We start from the raw sequence: 22010 nt of genomic DNA, 5'->3' as shown, positions 1-22010 counted from the left end.
GCCGCCCCGGCGGTCCCCTTCCATCAACGTCAAACGGCGCAAGAGATTATGGACAACACTATCGAAAAACGCATCCAAAGCCTGAACGACAGGCTCTCGTATACGCGCGACATCTTCGCCGGCAAGCACGAGGACAGCATCCGCCTGCTGGACGAGAAGCTGACCGAGTTCACCAATCGTGTGCGCAACGGCGAGGTCGAGGATCCCCATACCGAGATCGTTTCCCTGGAAGACCTTTTCGTCTTCGTGGAAAAACGCCTGGAAAAGCTCATCACGCCCATGGACCGCGTGCGCATCGTGCGCCATCCCCAGCGCATCTGCCTGCGTGACATCCTGGAGAACGTCTACGACAACTTCACCGAAGTGGGCGGCCAGGACGAGCACAGCCTCGACCCCAGCATGCTCATCGCCCGTGCGGTCATCACCCGCCGCCGCGGCAAGAAGATGCACACCCAGTCCGTCATGGTCATCGGCCAGGAAAAAGGCCACGGCGCCGAGTTCCGCAACGGCGGCTCCGTGAAGCCCTGGGGCAATGCCAAGGCCCTGCAGTACATGCGCGTGGCCGAGACCGAAGGCATCCCCATCCACTGCTACATCTTCACGCCCGGTTCCTACCCCATCGAGGACTACCCCGGCGCGGCCCAGCAGATCGCCCGCAACATCTACACCATGGCCGGTCTGCGCGTGCCCGTCATCTCCATCATCTCCGAGGGCGGTTCCGGCGGCGCCGAGGCCATCGGCCTGGCCGACAAGCGCCTCATGCTCTCCCACGGCTACTACTCGGTCATCTCGCCCGAAGGCGGGGCCGCCATCGAAGGTCGCCTCAAGGCCGGCCAGCGCGCCGCGCCCGAGCTCATCGAGCATTGCGCCCAGAACCTGCACATCACCGCGCAGGACAACCTCTCCTTCGGCTACATCGACAGCGTGGTGCAGGAACCCGCCCTGGGCGCCCGCCCGCACCACTTCGACTTCTTCCGCTCCCTGCGGCAGGAAGTGCTGCGCGCCACCGACGAGGTGGTCATCACCAACACCAAGCCGCCCATGATCCGCGGCCTGGCCCTGGCGCGCCTGCGCAACCCCGAAGCCAACCTGGACGAGATGTACGTGCGCTGGGGCATGTCCGGCGCGGCCAAGAACCGCATGCGCGAACGCCGCCAGCAGAAGTTCCTGCGCCTCTCCCGCGCGGCCGCCATCGACAACCGTCCCTTCCTGGCCAAGAACGCCGCCGCCCTGCGCGACTGGGTGACCAAGCCCTGGATGCACTTCAAGTACGACTTCGTGCGCCGTCACCAGCGCAAGCTGCACAACATCATGGAAGAGCTGAGCAGCGAATGGGATGTGTTCAAGGGCCGCCTCTTCAGCCCCTGGAAGCGCATCGCCAGCCCGGCGGAAAAGAAGGCCACGGCCAAGGAACTGACCACCCTTTCCAACTGGGTGGACGACAACCGCGTGAGCAAGTGGAACTACCTGTCGCCGCGCTACAAGGTCGACCGTACCATCACCTGCCCCAACAGCGCCTCGTACGGCTGCCTCGACCTCTGGGGCCCCGATCTGTTCGCCGAGTTCGCGGGCGTGTGCAGCCATTGCGGCTACCACTTCCCCATGGAGCCCGAATGGTACGTGCAGAACGTCTTCGACAAGGGCTCGGTCTTTGAGTTCAACCGCGAGATCGAAGCCGGCAACCCGCTGAACTTCCCCAACTTCGAGGAACGCATCAAGGCCGCCCAGGAAAAGACCGGCTGCCGCAGCGGCTGCATGACCTTCGAGGCCCGCATCGACGGCACCAAGCTGGTGGTGGCCATGCTCATGGGCACATTCCGCGGCGGTTCCTTCGGCGCGGCCGAAGGCTACAAGTTCGTGGAGGCCGCCGCCCGCGCCGCCAAGAAGCGCTATCCCTTCCTGGCCTATGTGCACGGCACCGCCGGCATCCGCATCCAGGAAGGCACCCACGGCGTCATCCAGATGCCCCGCTGCACCGTGGCCGTGCGCCGCTACATCGAGTCCGGCGGCCTGTACCTGGTGCTGTACGATACCAACTCCTTCGCCGGTCCCGTGGCCAGCTTCCTGGGTTGCGCTCCCTACCAGTTCGCGGTGCGCTCCTCCAACATCGGCTTTGCCGGCCCCGGCGTCATCAAGGAGACCACGGGCATGGACATCCCGCCCAAGTATCACCGCTCCTACCGGGCCCTGTCCCGCGGCCATATCCAGGGCATCTGGGACCGCCGCCAGATCCGTGCCAACCTCAAGCAGGCGCTGCTCACCATGGGCGGCCGCAACCTGTACTACCGTTAGCAAGCAGACGGCGGGGCGGACTTTCCGCCCCGCCTTTCGCCGCCCTTGACGGTGCGGCCCCACCCAAGACAAACGAAAAAGCGGGAAAACCACATGATCAACATTTCCGCATTGCTGGATGAGATAAAAGCCTCCCCCTACCGCGAGATCGTCATCCGTACGCCCCACACCGGCGTGGTGACTTTCGCCGACATCAAGGAAGGCGACGAGGTCCTCGGCCCCCAGGGCCAGTGGAAGGAAAAGCCCGGCACCCGCCTGGCCACCCTGGAACGCGAACGCAACCCCAAACCCATCTGCTCGCCTGAAAAGGGCATCATCAGCAAGATCCACAGCCAGCTCGAAGGCATGTTCGTGGAGGCCGGCACGCCCCTGATGGTCATCCGCCACATGCTCACCCGCAGCGAAGTGGAACACCAGATCCTCAAGAAGGCCCTGTACCTGTTCCGCGCGCCCGAGCGGGCCAAGTATTACTTCACCCCCGAGGTGGACAAGAAGATCCGCGCCGCGGACGCCCACTCCGTGGTGGTGCGCGACGGCATGGAGCTGCTCATCATGTCGCGCATGAAGCGTGAGGTGCCCCTGCACTACAGCGGCCCCACGGGCGTCATCTACGCCGTCTACTTCAGCTACAACGAGAACATGGATGCGGACGCCCCCCTCATCGGCGTCTGCCCCGAAGACCAGCTGCCCGTCATCCAGGACGTCATCGTGCGCGTCCAGACCGAGTGGACGGAAAAGGGCTAGACCGTCATGGGCAAGGCACTGCAGATCCGCCAGAAAGCCGCCGACAGCCCCCAGGGGCTCACGGCCCGTCGCTGGCCCGCCCTGCTGGCCCTGGCCCGCAAGGCTGCCGGTCCCTATGGTGAGGACGTGGCGGCCTGGCTGGCCGTGCCCGAAGCACAGGCCGAGCCCTGCCTGCTGGAACTGGCGCAATGCCTGAGCCGCCTGACCATGCGCAACGTGGACGACCTGGCGCCCCTGACGCTGGACGCCCTGCGCCCCCTGTGCGACCTGACGCGCCACTGCGAGGACGCCCTGGGCAGCTGGCAGGCCGAAGACGCCGCCGCGGGCCTCCAGGCCCTGGCCGCCCTGCTGGACACGCTGGAGGCCACGCTCACGCAGTCCGCCATCCGGCCCCCGCTGACCACGCCCGTGGCCCGCATCGCCACCGTGGACGTCACCTGGAACTCCGGCCTGCTGGAAAAATGCTGGCCCGGGCTCAGTCTCCTGGCGTTCGGCCATGCCGGTGTGGGCGGCGCCGGTGTCCGCGACCTGCTGGACCGTCTGGAACGGGGCATGGCCGAGGACCGCTGGCCCGAGCAGCAGGCCCCCTTCAAACAGGCTCTGGCCGATGCCCTTACGCAGCGCAGCAGCCTGGATGCGGCCCTGCGTGCCAATGATCCCCGGGCCGCCCATCGCGCCAGCGAGGCCCTGGAAGACGCCCTGACCGAAATGGAAGACAGCCTGCTTGCCGCAGGCTCCGGCCCCAAACGCAAAAAACCGTCCTTCTTCCGGCGCCTTTTCGGCCTGCGCTGAGACGGTACAACGAACAACCGTTCGAGGAACAGAATCTATGCTGAACAAAGTCATGATCATCGGTCGCCTCGGCCGCGACCCCGAACTGCGCTACACCCAGAGCGGTTCCCCTGTGGCCACCCTCAATGTGGCCACCGACGAATCCTACATGGACCGTGACGGCAACAAGGTGGAACGTACCGAATGGCACCGTGTGTCCGTGTTCCAGCGCCAGGCCGAGAACTGCGCCAACTTCCTGACCAAGGGCAGCCTCGTCTACGTGGAAGGCAGCCTGCAGACCCGCAAGTGGCAGGACCAGAACGGCCAGGACCGTTACACTACCGAGATCAAGGCCCAGCGCGTCCAGTTCCTGGATCGCCGCAGCGATGGCCCCCGTGCCGACATGGGCGGCTATGAAGACGACTATGGTGCGCCTGCGCCCGCTCCCCGCGCTCCCCGCGGCGGCAACATGGGCGGCGGCCAGCGCCAGGCCCCGCGCCGTCCCGCGCCCCAGCAGCGCGACGACGATCTGGGTCCCGCCTTCCCCTCCGAAGCTTCCAACATGGACGAAGTGCCCTTCTAGGCACGGATGCCGCATCTGAAGCATATGGCAGGGCGTTCCTCACGGGGAGCGCCCTGCTTTTTTGTGTCCGGCGACCGCCAGGCCCGAACAGCCCCTGTTCCCCCCTTTTTTTGCCGGGATTCCCTGCAGGCGGCCTTTCCGGAGGACGCGGGACAGGCGGGGCAGACGGGGTAGACGGCCATGACAAAATATTAGTTATCTAATTGGAATAATTATCCATCAGCACGAACAGTCAAAAATCCTTCATAAAAAATATACAGAAAATAACAACTTATCCTGCTAATAGTAAAAATTCCTGTTGACTTTCGGCAATACTTGTGAAAAAAAGCTCCTGCTGCCACCGGCAAAACCCGTGATGCCGACCCGGCATCGCCCCCCAAGGAGGACGATATGAAGGAAAAACTGCTGGCTTCCGCGGCCCTCGTGCTGCTGGCCTGTACCCCTGCCATGGCGCAGGGGCTGGACGATGTGAAGCACAAGTTCGCCAGTGTCTCTGGCATCGTGCAGGACAAGTGCATGGCCTGCCACTCCCGCGGCTATGACCTGCCGTTCTATGCCAAGGTCCCCGGCATCAGCGCCATCATCGAAAAAGACTACAGGGACGGCATCCGCGCCATGGATCTCAACCAGGAGCTGGTGCAGCGCAAGGATCGCCCCGTGGGCGAGACCGTGCTGGCCAAGATGGAATGGGTCATCCTCAATGACACCATGCCGCCCGCCAAGTTCGCCGTGGTGCACTGGGGCAGCCGCCTGTCCGACCAGGACAAGAAGGACATCCTGACCTGGGTGGCCCAGACCCGCAAGGCCCACTACGCCACGGACGCCGCTCCCGAGCATGCCAACGAGCCCATCCAGCCCATCCCCCACCGTCTGCCCGTGGACGAGGCCAAGGTGGCCCTGGGCAAGACCCTGTTCAACGATGCCCGCCTCTCCGCCGACAGCACCGTGGCCTGCGCCACCTGCCATGCCATGGACAAGGCCGGCACGGACAACGCCCGCTTCTCCGAAGGCATCCGCAAGCAGCTGGGCGATGTGAACGCCCCCACCACCTTCAATGCCGTGTTCAACTTCGTGCAGTTCTGGGACGGCCGCGCTGCCGACCTGCAGGAACAGGCCGGTGGCCCGCCGCTGAACCCCATCGAGATGGGCAGCAAGGACTGGGACGAGATCGTGGCCCGTCTGGCCGCCGATGCCGAACTGACCGCCAAGTTCCGCGCCGTCTATCCTGACGGCTGGTCCGGCAAGAACATCACGGACGCCATCGCCGAATACGAAAAGACCCTCATCTCGCCCGACAGCCGCTTCGACCGCTGGCTGCGCGGCGACAAGAGCGCCCTGACCGCCGCCGAAGTGGAAGGCTACGAGCGCTTCAAGGCCTACCGCTGCGCCTCCTGCCACGTGGGCAAGAGCATGGGCGGCCAGTCCTACGAATATCTGGACCTCAAGAAGGACTACTTCGCCGACCGCGGCGGCAAGCCCCTGGGTTCCGACAAGGGCCGCTTCAACGCCAGCGGCAAGGAAGAGGACATGCACCGCTTCAAGGTGCCCAACCTGCGCAACGTGGAGCTGACCCATCCCTACCTGCACGACGGCACCGTGACCACTCTGGACGAAGCCGTGCGCATCATGGGCATCTACTGCTCCGGCCTGGACGTGCCCCAGAAGGACCGTGCCCTCATCGTGGGCTTCCTGCGCACCCTGACCGGCCAGCATGAAGGCCGTCCCGTGCAGGGCGAGGCCGTGGCCCGCTAACCTGACCTGACCGGATACGACCCGCAGCATCCCCGGCCCGGCACCTTGTGGTGCCGGGCCTTTTTTGCGTCCGGCGGAGCGGGACGGCGCCCGCCCCGTGTGCGGGCGCACGAGGCAGCAAGAATTTGTCCTTGTTTTCCGCAGGGCTGGAAAAAGGATACAGCAGCAGGCCCGCAGGCCCCCTTTTCATGCTTTGGCGGCCATGCTATGTTCCTCCCAAACTCCGGCAGGAGCCCCGGCCATGAGCGTGCCGGGATCTTCCAGCCGGGACGGTATGGGGCCCGAGTGCGCGTCAATTTTCACAATAAAATTTTTCTCGCACTCTTTGTGTTGTAAATCAATGTGATAGCCGTTTTCCGCTACGTCTTTTTCGTGTCGTTTCCGTGAAAAATCCGGAAAGGTGGTTGACTTTTTGTTAGATTATTCACAAGATGCAACTCACAAAGAGACGTTACGGATGCGCCACTTGCGCAACGGTATAGCAACAAATCAAATGGAGGATTTCTCAATGTCCAAACTGGTTCCCCCTCATGGTGGCAAGGGCCTGGTGTGTTGTCTTCTGGAAGGCGCGGCGTTGGAAGAAGAAAAGAAAAAGGCTGCCGGCCTGAAGCAGATTGAGATTTCCTCTCGCGCCAAGGGCGACCTGATCATGATGGGCATCGGTGGCTTCTCTCCCCTGAACGGCTTCATGAACAAAGCCGACTGGAAGAGCGTGTGCGAAAAGATGACCCTGGCCGACGGTACCTTCTGGCCCGTGCCGGTGACCCTGGACATCTCCGCTGAAGACGCCAAGGGCCTGAACGCCGGCGACGAAGTGGCCCTGGTCCGCAAGGGCGAGATCATGGCTACTCTGAAGGTCGAAGAAGTCTATGAAATGACCGAAGCCGACAAGAAGTGGGAATGCGAGCTGGTGTTCAAGGGCGAAGGCCCCGACTCCGAAAAGTTCTGGGAAGTGGCCCCCAATGACCATCCCGGCGTGAAGATGGTCCTGGCCCAGAAGGAATACAACTTGGCCGGTACCGTGAAGGTCCTGTCCCAGGGCGAATTCCCCGAAAAGTTCCCCGGCGTGTACATGACCCCCGCACAGCTGCGCGAAAAGATGGACGAACGCGGCTGGCAGAAGGTTGCCGCCCTGCAGCTGCGCAACCCCATGCACCGCTCTCACGAATACCTGGCCAAGATCGGCGTGGAAGTGTGCGACGGCGTCGTGATCCACTCCCTGGTGGGCGCCCTGAAACCCGGTGACATCCCGGCCGAAGTGCGCGTAAAATGCATCGACACCCTGGTCGACAAGTACTTCGTGAAAGACTTCGTCATCCAGGCCGGCTATCCTCTGGACATGCGCTATGCCGGTCCCCGCGAAGCCCTGCTGCACGCCACCTTCCGCCAGAACTACGGCATCAACAACCTGCTGGTCGGCCGTGATCACGCCGGTGTGGGCGACTTCTACGGCATGTTCGAAGCCCAGGAAATCTTCCGCAAGATCCCTGTGCCCGCCGAAGAAGGCAAGCGTCTGCTCTGCCAGCCTCTGAACATCGACTGGACCTTCTACTGCAAGAAGTGCGACGGCATGGCCTCCATGCGTACCTGCCCCCACAGCAAGGAAGACCGCGTCATCCTGTCCGGTACCAAGCTGCGTAAGATGCTGTCCGAAGGCGCTGAAGTGCCGGATCATTTCGGTCGTGAAGAAGTGCTCGCCATCCTGCGCGAATACTACTCCGGCCTGACCCAAAAGGTCGAAATCAAGATGCAGCGCGCTGCTTCCGGTTCCACCATGTAAGCATCGCCGGGTTTTCCCAGCGAAATCCTGATAGCGGGCGCCCCTTCGGGGGCGCCCCTTTTTTTGCCCTGCCTGCCCGCCTTTTCATATTTCCGGCATCGTGCACGGAATCACAATGTTCCCTCATGCAACGGCCGTTCTTTATCAGGCAAGACTTGCGAGGAAGGCTGCCCGCACCATGATGCAGTTCTTTTTTTAGGAAAGCGTCATGACTGCAACTTGGCTCTCTTGCTCAGCAATGGAAAAAAATTTTTCTTTTTTCCTCTTTTCCTTGCAGAAGGATATCCTTGTCAGCTCTGTTTGTTTCCAAAACAAGACAGCCATTTTTCCCCTTTGGCCAGATCATGGCCATATTACACAACGCAACTCCCGGCAGGCATGACAAGATGCCTTTACCTGTCCGGGATTATGGAGTATACAGGGTGTGCGTCTGCATCTGCCGGACGTAGTTCCTTTACCAAGGAGAGCCATGAAACAGGCCTACGGCATCTCCGGCGGCGCACTGGCGGCCGCCCTTCTGGGTATGCTCTTCTGCATCTGGACGGCATTGGGCAACGAAGTGGCCTTTTGCGTCACTGCGGGCTGCTCTCTGTACCAGGACCTTGTCATCGGCGGTCTCTCCATGTGGTGGATCGGCACGGCCGCTTTTGGCGTGCTGGCCTGCCTTGCGCTGCTGGGCGCTGTTCCGGCGGGGCACTTCCTGGCGGGACTGACCCTGCTGGGCGATATTTTTCTGCTGCTGCTCATGGCGCTGACCTCCCCCTGTGTCAGCTGCCTGGTAGTGGCCTGTTTTTTTGCCCTGACCTACTGGCTCTTCCGCCGTGCGCTGCACCGGGACGACAGACGCCCGCAGGAACGTTCGCTCCTGCTTTGCGCCTGGCTGGTGCTGTTCGTGGTCAATGCGGGCCAGGTAGTGCGCATGCAGGGCGAGGTCTGGAGCATCAGCGAGAACTCCGACCAGGCCACGGTGCGCATGTTCTTCTCGCCGTCCTGCTCGGCCTGCCGCGAAGGCATCGGCATCCTGTCGGGCAGCGTGGACGTCGCTTTCTGTCCGGTGGCGGAGAACGATGCCGATGTGGCCCGCGTGGAGCGCATGCTGCTCCTGCTGAAAGAAGGCAAGCCCCTCAAGGAAGCCGTGGCCGCCTGCCAGAACGTGGAGGAGCCGGGCCTCTGGGCGTTCCTGCATCCGGGGCAGTGGGGCCTGCGCCTGCGCCTGCAGCGCAACCGGGCCCATATTTTCAATGCCGGTTCCCGTACGGTACCGTTTTTCGAGTATCACGGCCTGCCGGCCATGCTCAAAAAACAGGCCCAGCCTCCGGCCCCTGCCCGTGCACAGGAGCCGGTCATCGAATTTTCACCGGCCGGTGGCCAGACGTTCCCGGACGCCGTCCTGCCCCTGGAACCCCAGGTGGCCGGACAGTGCGGCGGCCCTGCGCCCTGCCCGTAGCCGCCGTCGCCGGACGATGAAAAACTTGACGAGAAAAGCCGGGCACTTTATAGGAATGCCCGTTTACCCTTTTGCCAAAGTACTGCCATGAACGTACAAAAAATTTTCCGTGAGCAGCGCGCTGTCATCGTCGAGGGGTGGATCAATGCGGTCTATTCGACCTATCCCCTTCAAACGACTGGCTTTTTGCGCACCAAGAACGATCCTTTCACCAATCCGGTGGGGGATATGACCAAGGAAGCCGCCGGCCTCATCTACAACGTGATCGCCGGCGAACATGTGACGCCGCAAAAGATCAAGCACGCCCTGGACCGCTTCGTGCGGCTGCGTGCCGTGCAGCAGTATACGCCCAGTCAGGGCCTGGGGGTCTTCTTCCTCATGAAGCCCCTGCTGCGCGAACACATCCTTCCCCTGTGCCGGGAGAAGGAAGATCTGGCGGAGTATCTGGACGCGGAATCTCGGCTGGACAGCGTCACGCTGCTGGCCTTCGATTTGTATTCGGCCGCGCGCGAGACCCTGGCGGAAACGCGCATCGCCGAAATACGCAATCAGCATGCCCAGCTGGTGCGCTGGGCGCAATCGGTGGATGGCAGCCCGGTTTCGGGCAAAAGCTAACACTCTTCGAAGCGAGGTAGGGAATGTTCGCATCATTGCTGGTGGTGGCGCTCATCGGGGCCATTGCCTGGGCAGGTTCGGCCATTGGTCTGTCGTACCTGTTCGGCGTGGTTTTGCCCTATGTGGCGGTAGTCACCTTCTTCCTGGGCGTCATCTGGCGCATGGTTTACTGGGCCAAATCGCCCGTGCCTTTCAGCATCCCCACGACCGGGGGTCAGGAAAAGTCGCTGGACTTCATCAAACATGAAAAGTGGGACTGCCCCAACACCAAGTTCGGTGTGGTCGTCCGCATGTTCCTGGAAGTCTGCTTCTTCCGTTCGCTGTTCCGCAATACCGCGGCCGACGTGCGTGAATTCGACCCTGTGACCAAGGGCCCCCGCACCATCTACTACTCCTCCAAGTGGTTGTGGTTCTTCGCCCTGCTGTTCCATTACTGTTTCCTGCTGGTCTTCATCCGCCACTTCCGTTTCTTCATGGATCCGGTGCCCGGCTGGCTGACCTTCATGGAAAGCATCGACGGCATCATGCAGATCGGCGCCCCCCGCTTCTTCTGGACCGGTGGCCTGCTGCTGGTGGCCGTGCTCTTCCTGCTGGCCCGTCGTCTGTTCAACCAGCGTCTGCGTTACATCTCCCTGATGAACGACTACTTCCCCCTGTTCCTCATCCTGGGCGTCGTTCTGAGCGGTATCTGCATGCGCTACTTCGATAAGACCGACATCGCCCAGGTCAAGGTCTTCATCATGGGTCTGGTGCACTTCTCGCCCGTGGCCCCCGACGGCATCAGCCCGCTCTTCTTCATGCATCTGGCCTTTGTCAGCGTGCTGCTGCTGTACTTCCCCTTCTCCAAGCTCATGCACATGCCTGGCGTGTTCTTCAGCCCCACGCGCAACCTTCCCACCAACACCCGCGAAGTGCGCCACGTGAACCCCTGGAACCCGCCCAAGCAGTACTTCACCTATGCCGAATATGAGGACGTTTACCGCGATGCCATGGCCGAAGCCGGCCTGCCGCTGGAAAAGCAGCCCTCTTCCAAGGCCGCCGAGTAAGGAGCTGACATCATGGCTAAATTACCTACGCCACAAGAACTCATCGCCAGCCGTCCCGAGTTTCCCTCGGAACCCTGGCTGGACATCAAGCCCCAGTTTGCGCCGGGCAGCTTCTGCTATCCGGCCAAGAAGGAAACCATGGAGCTGCTGCACATGCCCAATCCCCACGATTGGGATCCGGCGGCCGAAGACTGGAACCTGCCCGAAAACTGGGAACAGATCCTCTGTGACGCCTTTGAGGAACGCCTGCAGAAGCACCGCTCCCTCAAGCTGTTCATGGACATCTGTGTGCGCTGCGGCGCCTGCGCCGACAAGTGCCACTTCTTCCTGGGCACCAACGACCCCAAGAACATGCCCGTGCTGCGTGCCGAGCTGCTGCGCTCCCTGTACCGCCGCGACTACACCAAGCTGGGCAAGATCCTCGGCAAGCGCGCCGGCGCCCGCAGCTGGGACAAGGAAGTGGTGAAGGAACTCTTCTACTACGCCTACCAGTGCACCGAATGCCGCCGCTGCTCCCTGTTCTGCCCCTACGGCATCGACACCGCCGAGATCACGGCCATCGTGCGTGAACTGCTGCACGAAGTGGGCCTGGGCATCCACTGGATCATGGACCCGGTGAAAAACTGCTCCTTCACGGGCAACCACCTGGGCATCCAGCCCCACTCCTTCGTGGAAATCGTGGAAATGCTGGCCGATGACTGCGAAACCATCACCGGCATCCGTCCCAAGACCCCCTTCAACGAAAAGGGCCACGAGATCCTGTTCATCACGCCTTCCGGCGACGTGTTCGCGGACCCCGGCATCTACACCTTCATGGGCTACCTGATGCTGTTCCACGAACTGGATCTGGACTACACCTTCTCCACCTATGCCTCTGAAGGCGGCAACTTCGGTTCCTTCACCACCTTCAACATGGCCAAGAAGCTCAACGCCAAGATGTACGCCGAAGCCGAACGTCTGGGCGCCAAGTGGATCCTGGGTGGCGAATGCGGCCACATGTGGCGCGTCATCAACCAGTACATGGCCACCTACAACGGCCCGGCCCCGTCCTGCATGATGGATGTGCCCACCTCCCCCATCACCGGCACCAAGTTCACCAACGCGGCTGCCACCAAGATGGTGCACATCACCGAGTTCACGGCCGACCTGATCAAGCACAACAAGCTGAACCTGGATCCCAGCCGTAACGACCATATCATCACCACCTTCCACGACTCCTGTAACCCCGCTCGCGGTATGGGTCTGCTGGAAGAACCCCGTTACGTGCTCAAGGCCGTGTGCAACAACTTCGTGGAAATGCCCGAGAACACCATCCGTGAGCAGACCTTCTGCTGCGGCGCCGGTTCCGGTCTGAACACCGAAGAAATCATGGAACTGCGCATGCGTTCCGGTATGCCTCGTGGCAACGCCCTGCGCTATGTGCAGGAAAAGTACGGCGTCAACCACATGGCCTGCGTCTGCGCCATCGACCGCGCCACCCTGCCGCCCCTGGCCGACTACTGGGCCCCCGGCGTGACCGTGAGCGGCGTGCACGAACTGGTGGCCAATGCCCTGGTCATGAAGGGCGAATGCAAGCGCACCATGGACCTGCGTCAGGAAGACCTGCCCAATGTGACCGCCGAGGCCGAGGAGGAATAACAACATGTACAACGCCAAAGCTGTCATTCTCGGGATCCTCGTTTTCGCGGTCCTGTTCTCCACCCCCTTCTGGGCCAACTTCGGCGGTACCAAGGACTACAAGCGTCCTGCCATCGTCCTGCCCCAGAATGAAAAGGAATGCGTGGAACCCGTCGAGTTCATGCGCGCCGAGCACATGTACCTGCTCAACGAATGGCGCGATCAGGCCCTGCGCTATGAGAACCGCACCTATGTGTCGTCCACCGGCAAAAAGTGGACCATCAGCCTGCAGAACACCTGCCTGAAGTGCCACAGCAACTACGAAGAGTTCTGCGACAAGTGCCACGTGTCCAACAGCGTCGATCCTTACTGCTGGACCTGCCACATTCTTCCCAAGGGGAACAAGTAATGAACAAAAGCAGAAGATCCTTTCTGAAGGTGGCGGGCCTCTCGGTCTTTGCCCTGAGCAGCGGCCTGGCCACCATGGCCGGCTCTGCCCAGGCCGGTGCGCGCATCGGCTCCTATGAACCCAACGCCAAGGCCCTGAAGGCCAAGCGCTGGGCCATGGTCATCGACACCCGCGCCTTCAAGAACGCCAAGGAATACGCTCCCATCATCGAAGCCTGCCACAAGGCCCACAACGTGCCCACCATGGAAGGCCATCAGGACATCAAGTGGATGTGGCTCGAAAAGTTCGACCACGCCTTCCCCGACGACCTGAACGAACACCTGACCTCCCGTGTGAAGGATGCCAGCTATCCCCTGCTGTGCAACCACTGCACCAACCCGCCGTGCGTGCGCGTGTGCCCCACCCAGGCCACCTATCAGATGGAAGACGGCATCATCGCCATGGACTACCATCGCTGCATCGGCTGCCGTTTCTGCATGGCCGGCTGTCCCTTCGGCGCCCGCTCCTTCAACTTTGTGGATCCCCGCAAGTACCTGAGCGATCCCGTGCCGAACCCCGCCTACCCCACCCGCATGATCGGTGTGGTGGAAAAATGCACCTTCTGCGCCGAGCGCCTGGCCGTGGGCCAGATGCCCGCCTGCGTGGAAGCTGCCGGCGGCCGCATCCTCTTCGGCGATCTCAACGATCCCAAGTCCGATGTGTGCAAGGCCCTCGCCTCCAACTACAGCATTCGCCGCAAGCCCAATCTGGGCACCCAGCCCGGCGTTTACTACCTCATCTAGGGAGAACAGGCCATGCTTGAAAAATTGCTTACCGGTCCCAAGACCTACTACCTGTGGCTGCTCTTCCTGCTCGCAGTCATCGCCGGTTGCGGCCTGGTCTACCTGCAGCAGCTGCAGGAAGGCCTCTCCATCACCGGCATGAGCCGCGATGTCTCGTGGGGCCTCTACATCTCGCAGTTCACCTATCTTGTGGGTGTGGCCGCCTCCGCCGTCATGCTGGTGCTGCCCGCCTACTTCCACCACTACAAGAAGTTCAAGCGCATGATCATCTTCGGTGAATTCATGGCCATCTCGGCCGTGGTCATGTGCGCCCTCTTCATCGTGGTGGACCTGGGCCAGCCCCAGCGCATGATGAACGTGCTGCTGCATCCCACGCCCAATTCGGTCATGTTCTATGACATGATCGTGCTCATCGGCTACCTGACCCTCAACGCCGTCATCGGCTGGGTCACCCTGGAAGCCGAGCGCCATGACGTGGAACCGCCCAAGTGGATCAAGCCCCTGATCTACCTCTCGATCCTGTGGGCCTTCTCCATCCACACCGTGACCGCCTTCCTGTACGCCGGCATCCCCGGCCGCCATTACTGGCTGACCGCCATCATGGCCGCCCGCTTCCTGTCCTCGGCGTTCTGCTCCGGTCCCGCCATCCTGCTGCTGCTGATCTTCATCGTGCGCCGCCTCACCGGCTTCGATCCCGGCCGCGACGCCATCAAGACCCTGACGACCATCATCACCTATGCCATGTGCATCAACGTGTTCTTCTACCTGCTGGAAGTCTTCACCGCGTTCTACAGTGGCATCCCCGGTCATCAGCATCCTCTGGTCTTCCTGTTCGCTGGTCATGAAGGCCACGTTTCCTGGGTGACCAACTGGATGTGGGCCGCTGTGGTCATGGCCGCCGCTTCCCTGATCATCCTGATCCCGCCGCAGTGGCGTACCGGCCCCCTGCTGCCCCTGGCTCTGGTGCTGCTGGTTGCCGCTTCCTGGATCGACAAGGGCCTCGGCCTGCTCATCGGTGGTTTCACTCCCAACATGTTTGAGACCGTCACCGAATACGCCCCCACCGGCCGTGAGATCATCGTGGCCCTGGGCGTGTACGCCGTGGGCGCCCTGGTGCTCTCCCTGCTCTGGAAGATCGCCCTGGGCGTGAAGCGCGAAACCGGTCACTTCAGCGACTAGTTTCACGATCCCGCACTCCAAAGGCCCCGTGCTCGCACGGGGCCTTTTTTGTTGCCCGGGGCCTCCGCGTGAGCGAGACCGCCCACCTTACCTGAAAGGACAGCACGGCCCCCCGCCGGACGGCGGCATGCCTCTCACAGGTCTGCCCCTCCCCTGAACGCACGGCCTGATGCCGGGATTCATGCCTTCTCATCCTGCCCGCCCCCAGGCGTTCCGGGGGCGGTCGTGAGGGGCGCACCGGCAGCTTGTGCGGGCATCCGGGCAAGGCTCTCCCCGCAGGCCAGGGCATCGTTTCCAGCCCCTTTTGCCACCGGGAGACATCGCGCCCGGAGCGCACTGTTGCTTGACTTTGCCCCCATTGCCGCCGATACTGAAATCAGCGGCCTGCAATGCGGTCAGGCCTTCACAACGCATGTATGCCGGGGATTTCCCTGGATGCGGCTTTGCCGCTTGAGGAGTTTTCATGGAAAAAGCGCTAAAAGACGCCATCACCATCTGCAAAACCCTGCTGCGCAACGGCTATGACGCCCACGTCATCAATGCGCCCGTGCAGGAACATCTTTTGAAACACAGCAAACAGCTGGCTGTGGACATCGCCTGTGAGCCCGACCTCGAGACGCTTCTCAAGCTCTTCCCCGAAGCCCGCGTCGAGCCGGACCAGCGTGCCATCGCCCAGATGGAAAAAGACGGCGTTCTTTTCCGTTTCTATGCCCTGGAAGTGGAGGATGCCAGCCATCCCGAGCTTTCCCTGCTGCGCATCACCCCCACCATGGCCAACATGATGGACCCCCAGGAGCGTCTGCAGCTGCGCATGACCGGCTTCGGCAGCCCGGCCCCCACCGGGGACGTCTATGACGGGTTCATGGACGTCAAGGGCGGCCTCATCCAGCTCACCGGCCTGCCGGACGAGACCCTGCGCCACAACTATCTGCTGGCCATCCGCGCCCTGCGCTTCGCCGCCAACTTCGACATCCCCATCGAGCCCAACACCTGGCTGGCCATCGTGCGTTCGTCCACCCGCGTGCTGGACTACGTGCCCGCCGCCGACATCATGGACGAATGGCGCAAAGTGGCCGCCGAATCCATGTACCGCTTCGTGAAGCTCATGTTCGACGCCCACATCCTCCAGGGCCTCATCCCCGAAGTGGCCGCCCTGGCCTGCATCCGCCAGCGCCGCAACGATGATGACGACACCGAGGAGACGGTCTTCGACCACACCCTGGAGTGCATGCGCCACTACCCCGAAGAAGGCTTCCACTACGACTGGCTGGGCACCATGGCCATGCTCTTCCACGATGTGGGCAAGCTCTTCACCGGCGAATACTTCGACGGCCAGTGGACCTTCTACCAGCACCACCGCGTGGGCGCCAAGGTCACCCGCAAGATCCTGCGCCGTCTGCACTTCAGCCCCGAAGACATCGACCTGCTCTGCCATCTGGTGCGCTACCACATGCGCTTCCACTTCATGCTCACGGACCGCGGCATCCGCCGTTTCAAGGCCCTGGACGAATACCCGCGCCTCATCGCCATGTCCCGTGCGGACATCCAGGCCCGCGACGGCAGCTACACCTACTTCAACCACAATATGAAGTATCTGGAGCGCGCCGAGACCCCCGAACAGATGCTGGAGCCCCTGCTCAACGGTAACGAGATCATGAGCGAGACCAAGCTGGCCCCCGGCCCGCTGGTGGGCGTCATCCGCGATGCCCTGCTCCAGGCCCAGATCGCGGGCGAAGTCACGGATCGTGCCTCGGCCCTGCACTTCGTGTGCGAATACGCCCGCAAGTCCGTGGGCTAGACGCCTCCCGCCCCCTGCGACCCCAAACGGGACCGCTACGACACGACCATAAGGGAGAGGAAGCACGGCGCCATGCCGTCTCCCTCTCCCTCTCATATTCCCGCTCCGGCATTTTCCCGGCAGGCGGCCCTTGTGCCGGACACGGGGCCACAGCCGCCCCGCCGCCCTGCCTGTCCTCCAACCCACGGTCGAGCCCTGCCGTGGCACCCCCGAAGACCATGATCAATCTCCTCGACTATACCCTGCCCGAACTCACCGACTGGATGCAGAACGAGCTGGGCGAGCCCAAGTTCCGGGCCGTCCAGGTCTGGCAATGGATCTGGCAGAAGATGGCCCGCGATTTCGATGCCATGACCAATGTCTCCAAAGCCTGCCGGGAACGCCTGGCCCAGTGTGCCGAGATCCGCTGGCCCGAGATCGTCACCGTGGAACAGAGCAGCGACGATACCACCAAGTTCCTGCTCCGCCTCCAGGACGGCGCCGAAGTGGAGACCGTGCTCATCCCCAGCGACTCCCGCGAAGGCGTGCGCCGCTGGACCCAGTGCCTGTCCTCGCAGGTGGGCTGCGCCATGGCCTGTACCTTCTGCAGCACCGGCACCATGGGCTTCGAGCGCAACATGACCATGGGCGAGATCCTGGGCCAGATCCTGGTGGCCCGCGAGCACCTGGGCGATACCCGCCCCGACTGGCCCGTGCTGCGCAACCTGGTCTTCATGGGCATGGGCGAGCCCCTGCTCAACCTCAAGAACGTCATGCGCGCCCTGGAGAGCCTCAACAACGACAAGGGCCTGAACTTCTCGCCCCGCCGCATCACGGTCTCCACCTGCGGCATCGAGAAGGGCCTGCGCGAACTGGGCGAGAGCGGCCTGGCCTATCTGGCCGTGTCCCTGCACGCTCCCACCCAGGAGCTGCGCGCCCGCATCATGCCCAAGGCCGCCCGCTGGCCCCTCGAGGACCTGCTCCAGGCCCTCAAGTCCTATCCGCTCAAGACCCGCGAGCGCATCACCTTCGAATATCTGCTGCTGGGCGGCGTCAACGACGGTCTGGAACAGGCCCGGCAGCTGGCCCGCGTGGTCAGCGACGTCAAGGGCAAGCTCAACCTCATCGTCTACAACCCCTCCGAGGGCGATCCCTACAAGGCCCCCTCGCCGGAACGCGTGCTGGCCTTCGAGCAGTACCTCTGGGACCGCAACATCACGGCCATCATCCGCAAGAGCAAGGGGCAGGACATCAAGGCGGCCTGTGGCCAGCTCAAGGCCGCCCGCCAGAACGAGTCCGGGGAACAGGCCTAGACGGGAATGCTTTCCGGGGGAAGGAGGCGCTTTGCCCGCGCTAACGTGCCTCCTCCCCCGTCCCCCTTCCTCTTCAAACGCGCTTTTTCTAGAGCAGGTGGGGAAAGCAGCTCGAAGACCGTCACAGGGTTAGGAGACCCTTTTTATCCCCTCCCAGCGCCCCTCTGGACGCAGAAAAACAAATGTCCGGAAAGAGAGACATGCAAATCAGAACCACCCGCAAAGCGGGTGGTTTGCTCTGGCCCTGTAAGGGCCTGTTACCGGCTGCGCCTAAAGACGCTGGCTTTCACGCTGTTCAAGCCCAGTGCCCTTGCCGCCTTGGCTACCCCTTAAAGGGGTCTTGATATTCGCGTGATGTCAGCTTGTCTCTCATAATGTCGTGACGTTCCTGATCCTGGATATATTTTTTGATCGTTGCCTCATTAAGCCCCACCGTACTGACATAATATCCTTCGGCCCAAAATTTTCTGTTGCCAAACTTATATTTAAGGTTTGCGTGCTTATCGAATATCATCAACGAACTTTTCCCTTTCAGGTAGCCCATGAAATTTGCCACACTGATTTTAGGAGGAATGGACACCAGCATGTGGACATGATCCGGCATCAGATGCCCTTCCAGAATCTCAACCCCTTTATATTTGCAGAGGCATTGCAGAATTTCTTTTATACTTTCACGGAGCTGTGCGAAGATTATTTTTCTTCTATATTTTGGAGTAAAGACGATATGATACTTGCACAACCATTTCGTATGCGCTAGGCTATGAGCCTTGGTTCCCATAACAAAAACACCTTTCCGTTAATGTTGCGATGGGCTTGAACAACTTCATCGTAGCGGAAAGGTGTTTTTGTGTGTATAACGTATTGTCTCCACCCGCATAGCGGGTGGTTTTTTGTTTCGCGCCTGTCAGGCGCTCAACAGGCTAAAGCCCATAAACAAAAAAGACGCCCTCAGGGCGTCTTTTTTCGTTATCTGGAGCGATGGGTGTTTTGTTAGGCCATATCGCAGGGCATGGCTGACAAGCTCAGGCGCGAGCCCGTCGGTCCGTGCCCCGGCGGCGATCCCACCACAGCCCGCGGCGGGCCAGACGGACAAGGACCAGCAGGGCCCAGAGCAACGCACAGCCCAGGTGGCCATGCTTGATGAGGGTGTACACAGGGCCGTAGAAGGAAAAGTCCTGGAAGTTGTGCAGGATCAGGCCCAGACCGGAAAGCATGAGCAGGGCCAGCAAGACCAGGCGCAGCATGCCGAAGGGGGTCAGGCTGTAGCTGCGCGAGCCCCTGACCAGCCAGACGATGGCCGCGTAGCTGGTCAGACAGAGCATGGCCGCTGCGGCCCAATAATGGGCCACTGTGCCCGAATAGGCTGCGGGCCGCAGCCAGGGCAGGGCCGCTTCGGCGTAGCGGTAGATCACGGGCAGATGCGCGAAGCCGCTGACCACCGCCCAGACCACGCTGATCCGCCACAGCAAACGGAAAAGGAAGCCGAACAGGGGACGTCGCTCAGTCCTCATCCTTGTCCCTCCAGTGGTCGCGCAGCAGGCGCAGGCCGGCCAGTGCGGCCCCGGCCAGCGGCGCAGCCAGCACCGTGCCCACAAGATCGTTCTCGCGTTCCAGACTGGCCCCGGCCGGGCGCAGGCTGGGCCGTCCGGCGGAGATCAGCCCCTGCCGCAGCAATGAGGCTTCGATATCCCGGAAGGGTATGGACGAGACATATATCAGGCAGGTGCCACCGTTCTCCTGCAGACCGAAAAGATCGCCGTGCCGCTCCTCCGCCATGCGGCGGGCCAGGGCCGTCATCTCCGCATAGGGCCCGAAATGCTGCGCGCCGTGCGGGCAGGCTGCCACGCAGAGCGGGGGCTTGCCGTCGCTGATGATGTCTTCACAAAAATCGCATTTGAAGGTCTGGCCGTAGCCCAGGTAACCGGGCGCCAGATGCAGGTAGGGCCCCACCCCGGCCTGCAGGCGCGGGATGTGCCACGGGCAGACGGCGATGCACTGACTGTCGCCGAAGCACAGGGACATCTCCGTGTAGACGGCACCGGTGGGACGTTGCCGGGCGGCCCCCAGCGGGCACAGGCTGACGCAGGGCGGGTTGAGGCATTGCAGGCAGCGCCGCGGCATGAAGACCCGGCGCTCGCCCCGGGCCGTCTGTACGGTACAGGATTGCAGATACAGCCAGTTGTAGGGGGTCAGCCGATCCGTGACGTTGCGCCGTCCCCACCAGTCGGGCTTCCTGTCCCGGCCCCAGCGGGAAGCCGGGATGGGCGATACCGGCTGGGGGACCCGGGCGGCGGCCCGCTCATGGCAGGCCTGCACGCAGGCCCCGCAGCCCGTGCAGGCATCCACATCCACGACCACAGCAAGGCAATCTTCCAGCCCGGCCGCCTGAGCCGGGGGCGCAGCTCCCCAGGCAGAGAGCATCCCCGCTCCCAGGCCGGCACCTGCCAGCGATTTGAGAAAGCCGCGTCGTTCCATATGATCAGGCCTCCTGACGCTGCTCCTTCTCAAAAGCCGGCGGCGGGCGCCAGTACCAGAACAGCGCCAGCAGGGGCAGCAGGCCGGCCAGTTCCGCCACTTCGCGCGGCAGGGCCAGGATCATGCCCAGCGACCACCACAGGCCCACGGCCACGGCGATGGCGGCCAGCATCAGCAGCCACTGCCCCAGGCTCATGGGACGGGCCACCCACTGGAAATAGCCCACAGTGAGGATGGCCACCCAGACCTTGGTGGCGGTCAGGGAAAGCGCGGCCCCTTCCAGCGGCATGGGCTCGATGATGGTCAGGCAGCAGACGATGTTGACCACCAGACCGCTCAGATAGAAGAAAAGCAGCAGGGTATGCTTCCTCATGCCTATCATGGCATAGGCCGCCAGATTGTGCAGGAAGGCCGTGGCCAGGCAGGGCGTCAGCAGGCGCTGGGCCGTGGCGGCCATCTCGTAGCCCGGGCCGTAGATGGTGGGCAGGAAGCGGTCGCTCTCCACGCAGATCAGGAAGATCAGCGGCAGGGAGGCCGCCCAGAGCGAGCGGGCCGTCTGCCCCGCCAGCTGACGGAACGCGGCCCTGTCCTGCGCCCAGTAGCGGGCCAGCAAGGGGAAGATGACCTTGCCGAGCAGCGCGCTGGAGACCAGCACGGACAGGCCTTCCACGGTCTCCCAGGCCACGTTGTAGCCGCCCACGGCAGCGTCGCCGCCGTAGTTCTTGAGGAAGAACACATTGATTTTGTTGTAGAACATGGCGCAGGCGGCCATGATGGTGAAGATGAAGCCGCTCTTCATCTTCACGGCCAGGTCGCGCACATTGTCGTAGCCGAACCCCACGAAGGGATTGCGGCCCAGAGCACGGAAGGCGAAGCCCGTGCAGAGGACGGATTCGATGAGCTTGTAGAGGGCGATGAAGATCAGGGGCGCTCCGGCCACCACGCAGACGATGCCGTAGCCTATGCCCAGCAGGGCCGAAGGCACGCGGATGCGCATCTCCACGTCCTGCCGCCCGCGGGCCTGGCAGAGCGCGAAGAAAGAGTCCGTCACCCCGTCGAGACCGAAGCCCGTAGCGATGAACAGGACGATGAGCCGCAGCTCGAAGCTGTACCCCAGCCAGCCCGTCACGAACCAGGTGACGATCAGGGCCAGCATCATGAAACAGGTCTTGAGGCCCGTCACCTCGCCCAGCAGGGTACGGGGACGTTCTTCCCGACGGGCGAACGTGGACAGCAGAAAGTCGTTGAGCCCCACGTCCGAGACGGTCTTGACCAGATAGCCGCAGGAAAGGGCCACGGCGATCTGGCCCAGCATCTCGGGGCTGCGCCGTGCCAGCAGGATGGTGAAGATGGTCCAGGAAAGGTCCCTGGTCCATTGGGCCCCCAGGATGTATCCCAGCTGGCGCGGCAGGCTTTTCAGCTTCATGG

Annotated in this window: 19 protein-coding genes; 15 read left to right on the top strand and 4 right to left on the bottom strand. The window is 62.5% G+C overall.

Annotated elements, in window-relative coordinates; all coding sequences use genetic code 11:
- Positions 1-48: 48 nt before the first annotated feature.
- The 15 genes from Q4I12_RS06030 to rlmN all read left to right on the top strand — a co-directional run bounded on the left by Q4I12_RS06030 (position 49) and on the right by rlmN (position 18107).
- Positions 49-2292: a carboxyl transferase domain-containing protein gene (locus tag Q4I12_RS06030; RefSeq protein WP_297158442.1), complete on the top strand. Its 2244-nt coding sequence runs from the start codon at positions 49-51 to the stop codon at positions 2290-2292.
- A 93-nt stretch (positions 2293-2385) separates the two neighbouring features.
- Positions 2386-3036, top strand: a complete 651-nt coding sequence (locus Q4I12_RS06025; protein WP_302261034.1) for a biotin/lipoyl attachment domain-containing protein — start codon at positions 2386-2388, stop codon at positions 3034-3036.
- A 6-nt stretch (positions 3037-3042) separates the two neighbouring features.
- Complete coding sequence (locus tag Q4I12_RS06020) at positions 3043-3828, top strand: hypothetical protein (protein ID WP_302261033.1); 786 nt, start codon at positions 3043-3045, stop codon at positions 3826-3828.
- Positions 3829-3865: 37 nt separating this feature from the next.
- Complete coding sequence (locus Q4I12_RS06015) at positions 3866-4390, top strand: single-stranded DNA-binding protein (protein ID WP_006007739.1); 525 nt, start codon at positions 3866-3868, stop codon at positions 4388-4390.
- A gap of 390 nt (positions 4391-4780) precedes the next feature.
- Complete coding sequence (locus Q4I12_RS06010) at positions 4781-6142, top strand: cytochrome c peroxidase (protein ID WP_302261032.1); 1362 nt, start codon at positions 4781-4783, stop codon at positions 6140-6142.
- Between the two features lie 508 nt (positions 6143-6650).
- On the top strand, positions 6651-7922 hold the full coding sequence (sat, locus tag Q4I12_RS06005) for a sulfate adenylyltransferase (RefSeq protein WP_297158447.1): 1272 nt from the start codon (positions 6651-6653) through the stop codon (positions 7920-7922).
- Positions 7923-8391: 469 nt separating this feature from the next.
- Entirely contained in the window at positions 8392-9369 is a 978-nt protein-coding gene (locus Q4I12_RS06000) for a hypothetical protein (RefSeq protein WP_302261029.1), read from the top strand.
- A gap of 87 nt (positions 9370-9456) precedes the next feature.
- Positions 9457-9984: an RsbRD N-terminal domain-containing protein gene (locus tag Q4I12_RS05995; RefSeq protein ID WP_302261027.1), complete on the top strand. Its 528-nt coding sequence runs from the start codon at positions 9457-9459 to the stop codon at positions 9982-9984.
- A 23-nt stretch (positions 9985-10007) separates the two neighbouring features.
- On the top strand, positions 10008-11030 hold the full coding sequence (dsrM, locus tag Q4I12_RS05990) for a sulfate reduction electron transfer complex DsrMKJOP subunit DsrM (RefSeq protein ID WP_168934931.1): 1023 nt from the start codon (positions 10008-10010) through the stop codon (positions 11028-11030).
- A 12-nt stretch (positions 11031-11042) separates the two neighbouring features.
- Positions 11043-12668, top strand: a complete 1626-nt coding sequence (gene dsrK / locus Q4I12_RS05985; RefSeq protein ID WP_204625787.1) for a sulfate reduction electron transfer complex DsrMKJOP subunit DsrK — start codon at positions 11043-11045, stop codon at positions 12666-12668.
- Positions 12669-12672: 4 nt separating this feature from the next.
- Positions 12673-13056 carry a sulfate reduction electron transfer complex DsrMKJOP subunit DsrJ gene (dsrJ, locus tag Q4I12_RS05980; RefSeq protein ID WP_006007724.1) on the top strand — a complete coding sequence of 128 codons (384 nt, stop codon included), beginning with the start codon at positions 12673-12675 and terminating at the stop codon, positions 13054-13056.
- A complete protein-coding gene (gene dsrO, locus Q4I12_RS05975; RefSeq protein ID WP_006007722.1) occupies positions 13056-13838 on the top strand; it encodes a sulfate reduction electron transfer complex DsrMKJOP subunit DsrO in 783 nt (260 codons plus the stop codon). The genes dsrJ and dsrO overlap by 1 nt, the downstream gene beginning before the upstream one ends.
- A gap of 12 nt (positions 13839-13850) precedes the next feature.
- On the top strand, positions 13851-15017 hold the full coding sequence (dsrP, locus tag Q4I12_RS05970) for a sulfate reduction electron transfer complex DsrMKJOP subunit DsrP (RefSeq protein WP_006007720.1): 1167 nt from the start codon (positions 13851-13853) through the stop codon (positions 15015-15017).
- A gap of 463 nt (positions 15018-15480) precedes the next feature.
- A complete protein-coding gene (locus Q4I12_RS05965) occupies positions 15481-16815 on the top strand; it encodes an HD domain-containing protein (RefSeq protein ID WP_168934929.1) in 1335 nt (444 codons plus the stop codon).
- Positions 16816-17033: 218 nt separating this feature from the next.
- Positions 17034-18107 (top strand): dual-specificity RNA methyltransferase RlmN, encoded by a 1074-nt coding sequence (gene rlmN, locus Q4I12_RS05960; RefSeq protein ID WP_204674311.1) that lies wholly within the window; start codon positions 17034-17036, stop codon positions 18105-18107.
- 322 nt (positions 18108-18429) lie between these two features.
- On the opposite strand, the gene tnpA is transcribed toward rlmN, so the two are convergent.
- From tnpA to Q4I12_RS05940, 4 genes are all read right to left on the bottom strand, one after another.
- Positions 18430-18885: an IS200/IS605 family transposase gene (tnpA, locus tag Q4I12_RS05955; protein WP_072333439.1), complete on the bottom strand. Its 456-nt coding sequence runs from the start codon at positions 18883-18885 to the stop codon at positions 18430-18432.
- A 244-nt stretch (positions 18886-19129) separates the two neighbouring features.
- Positions 19130-19618, bottom strand: a complete 489-nt coding sequence (locus Q4I12_RS05950; RefSeq protein ID WP_204625785.1) for a FeS-binding protein — start codon at positions 19616-19618, stop codon at positions 19130-19132.
- Positions 19608-20582 (bottom strand): 4Fe-4S dicluster domain-containing protein, encoded by a 975-nt coding sequence (locus Q4I12_RS05945; protein WP_302261022.1) that lies wholly within the window; start codon positions 20580-20582, stop codon positions 19608-19610. The genes Q4I12_RS05950 and Q4I12_RS05945 overlap by 11 nt, the downstream gene beginning before the upstream one ends.
- 4 nt (positions 20583-20586) lie before the next feature.
- Positions 20587-22008, bottom strand: coding sequence for an oligosaccharide flippase family protein (locus Q4I12_RS05940; RefSeq protein ID WP_006007699.1), 1422 nt, complete (start codon positions 22006-22008; stop codon positions 20587-20589).
- Between the last annotated feature and the right edge of the window lie 2 nt (positions 22009-22010).

It is taken from the genome of Desulfovibrio piger, assembly GCF_951793255.1.
Classification (GTDB): Bacteria; Desulfobacterota; Desulfovibrionia; order Desulfovibrionales; family Desulfovibrionaceae; genus Desulfovibrio.
The sequence above is the reverse complement of the archived record's forward strand: the minus strand, read 5'-3'. Positions and strand labels throughout refer to the sequence as shown.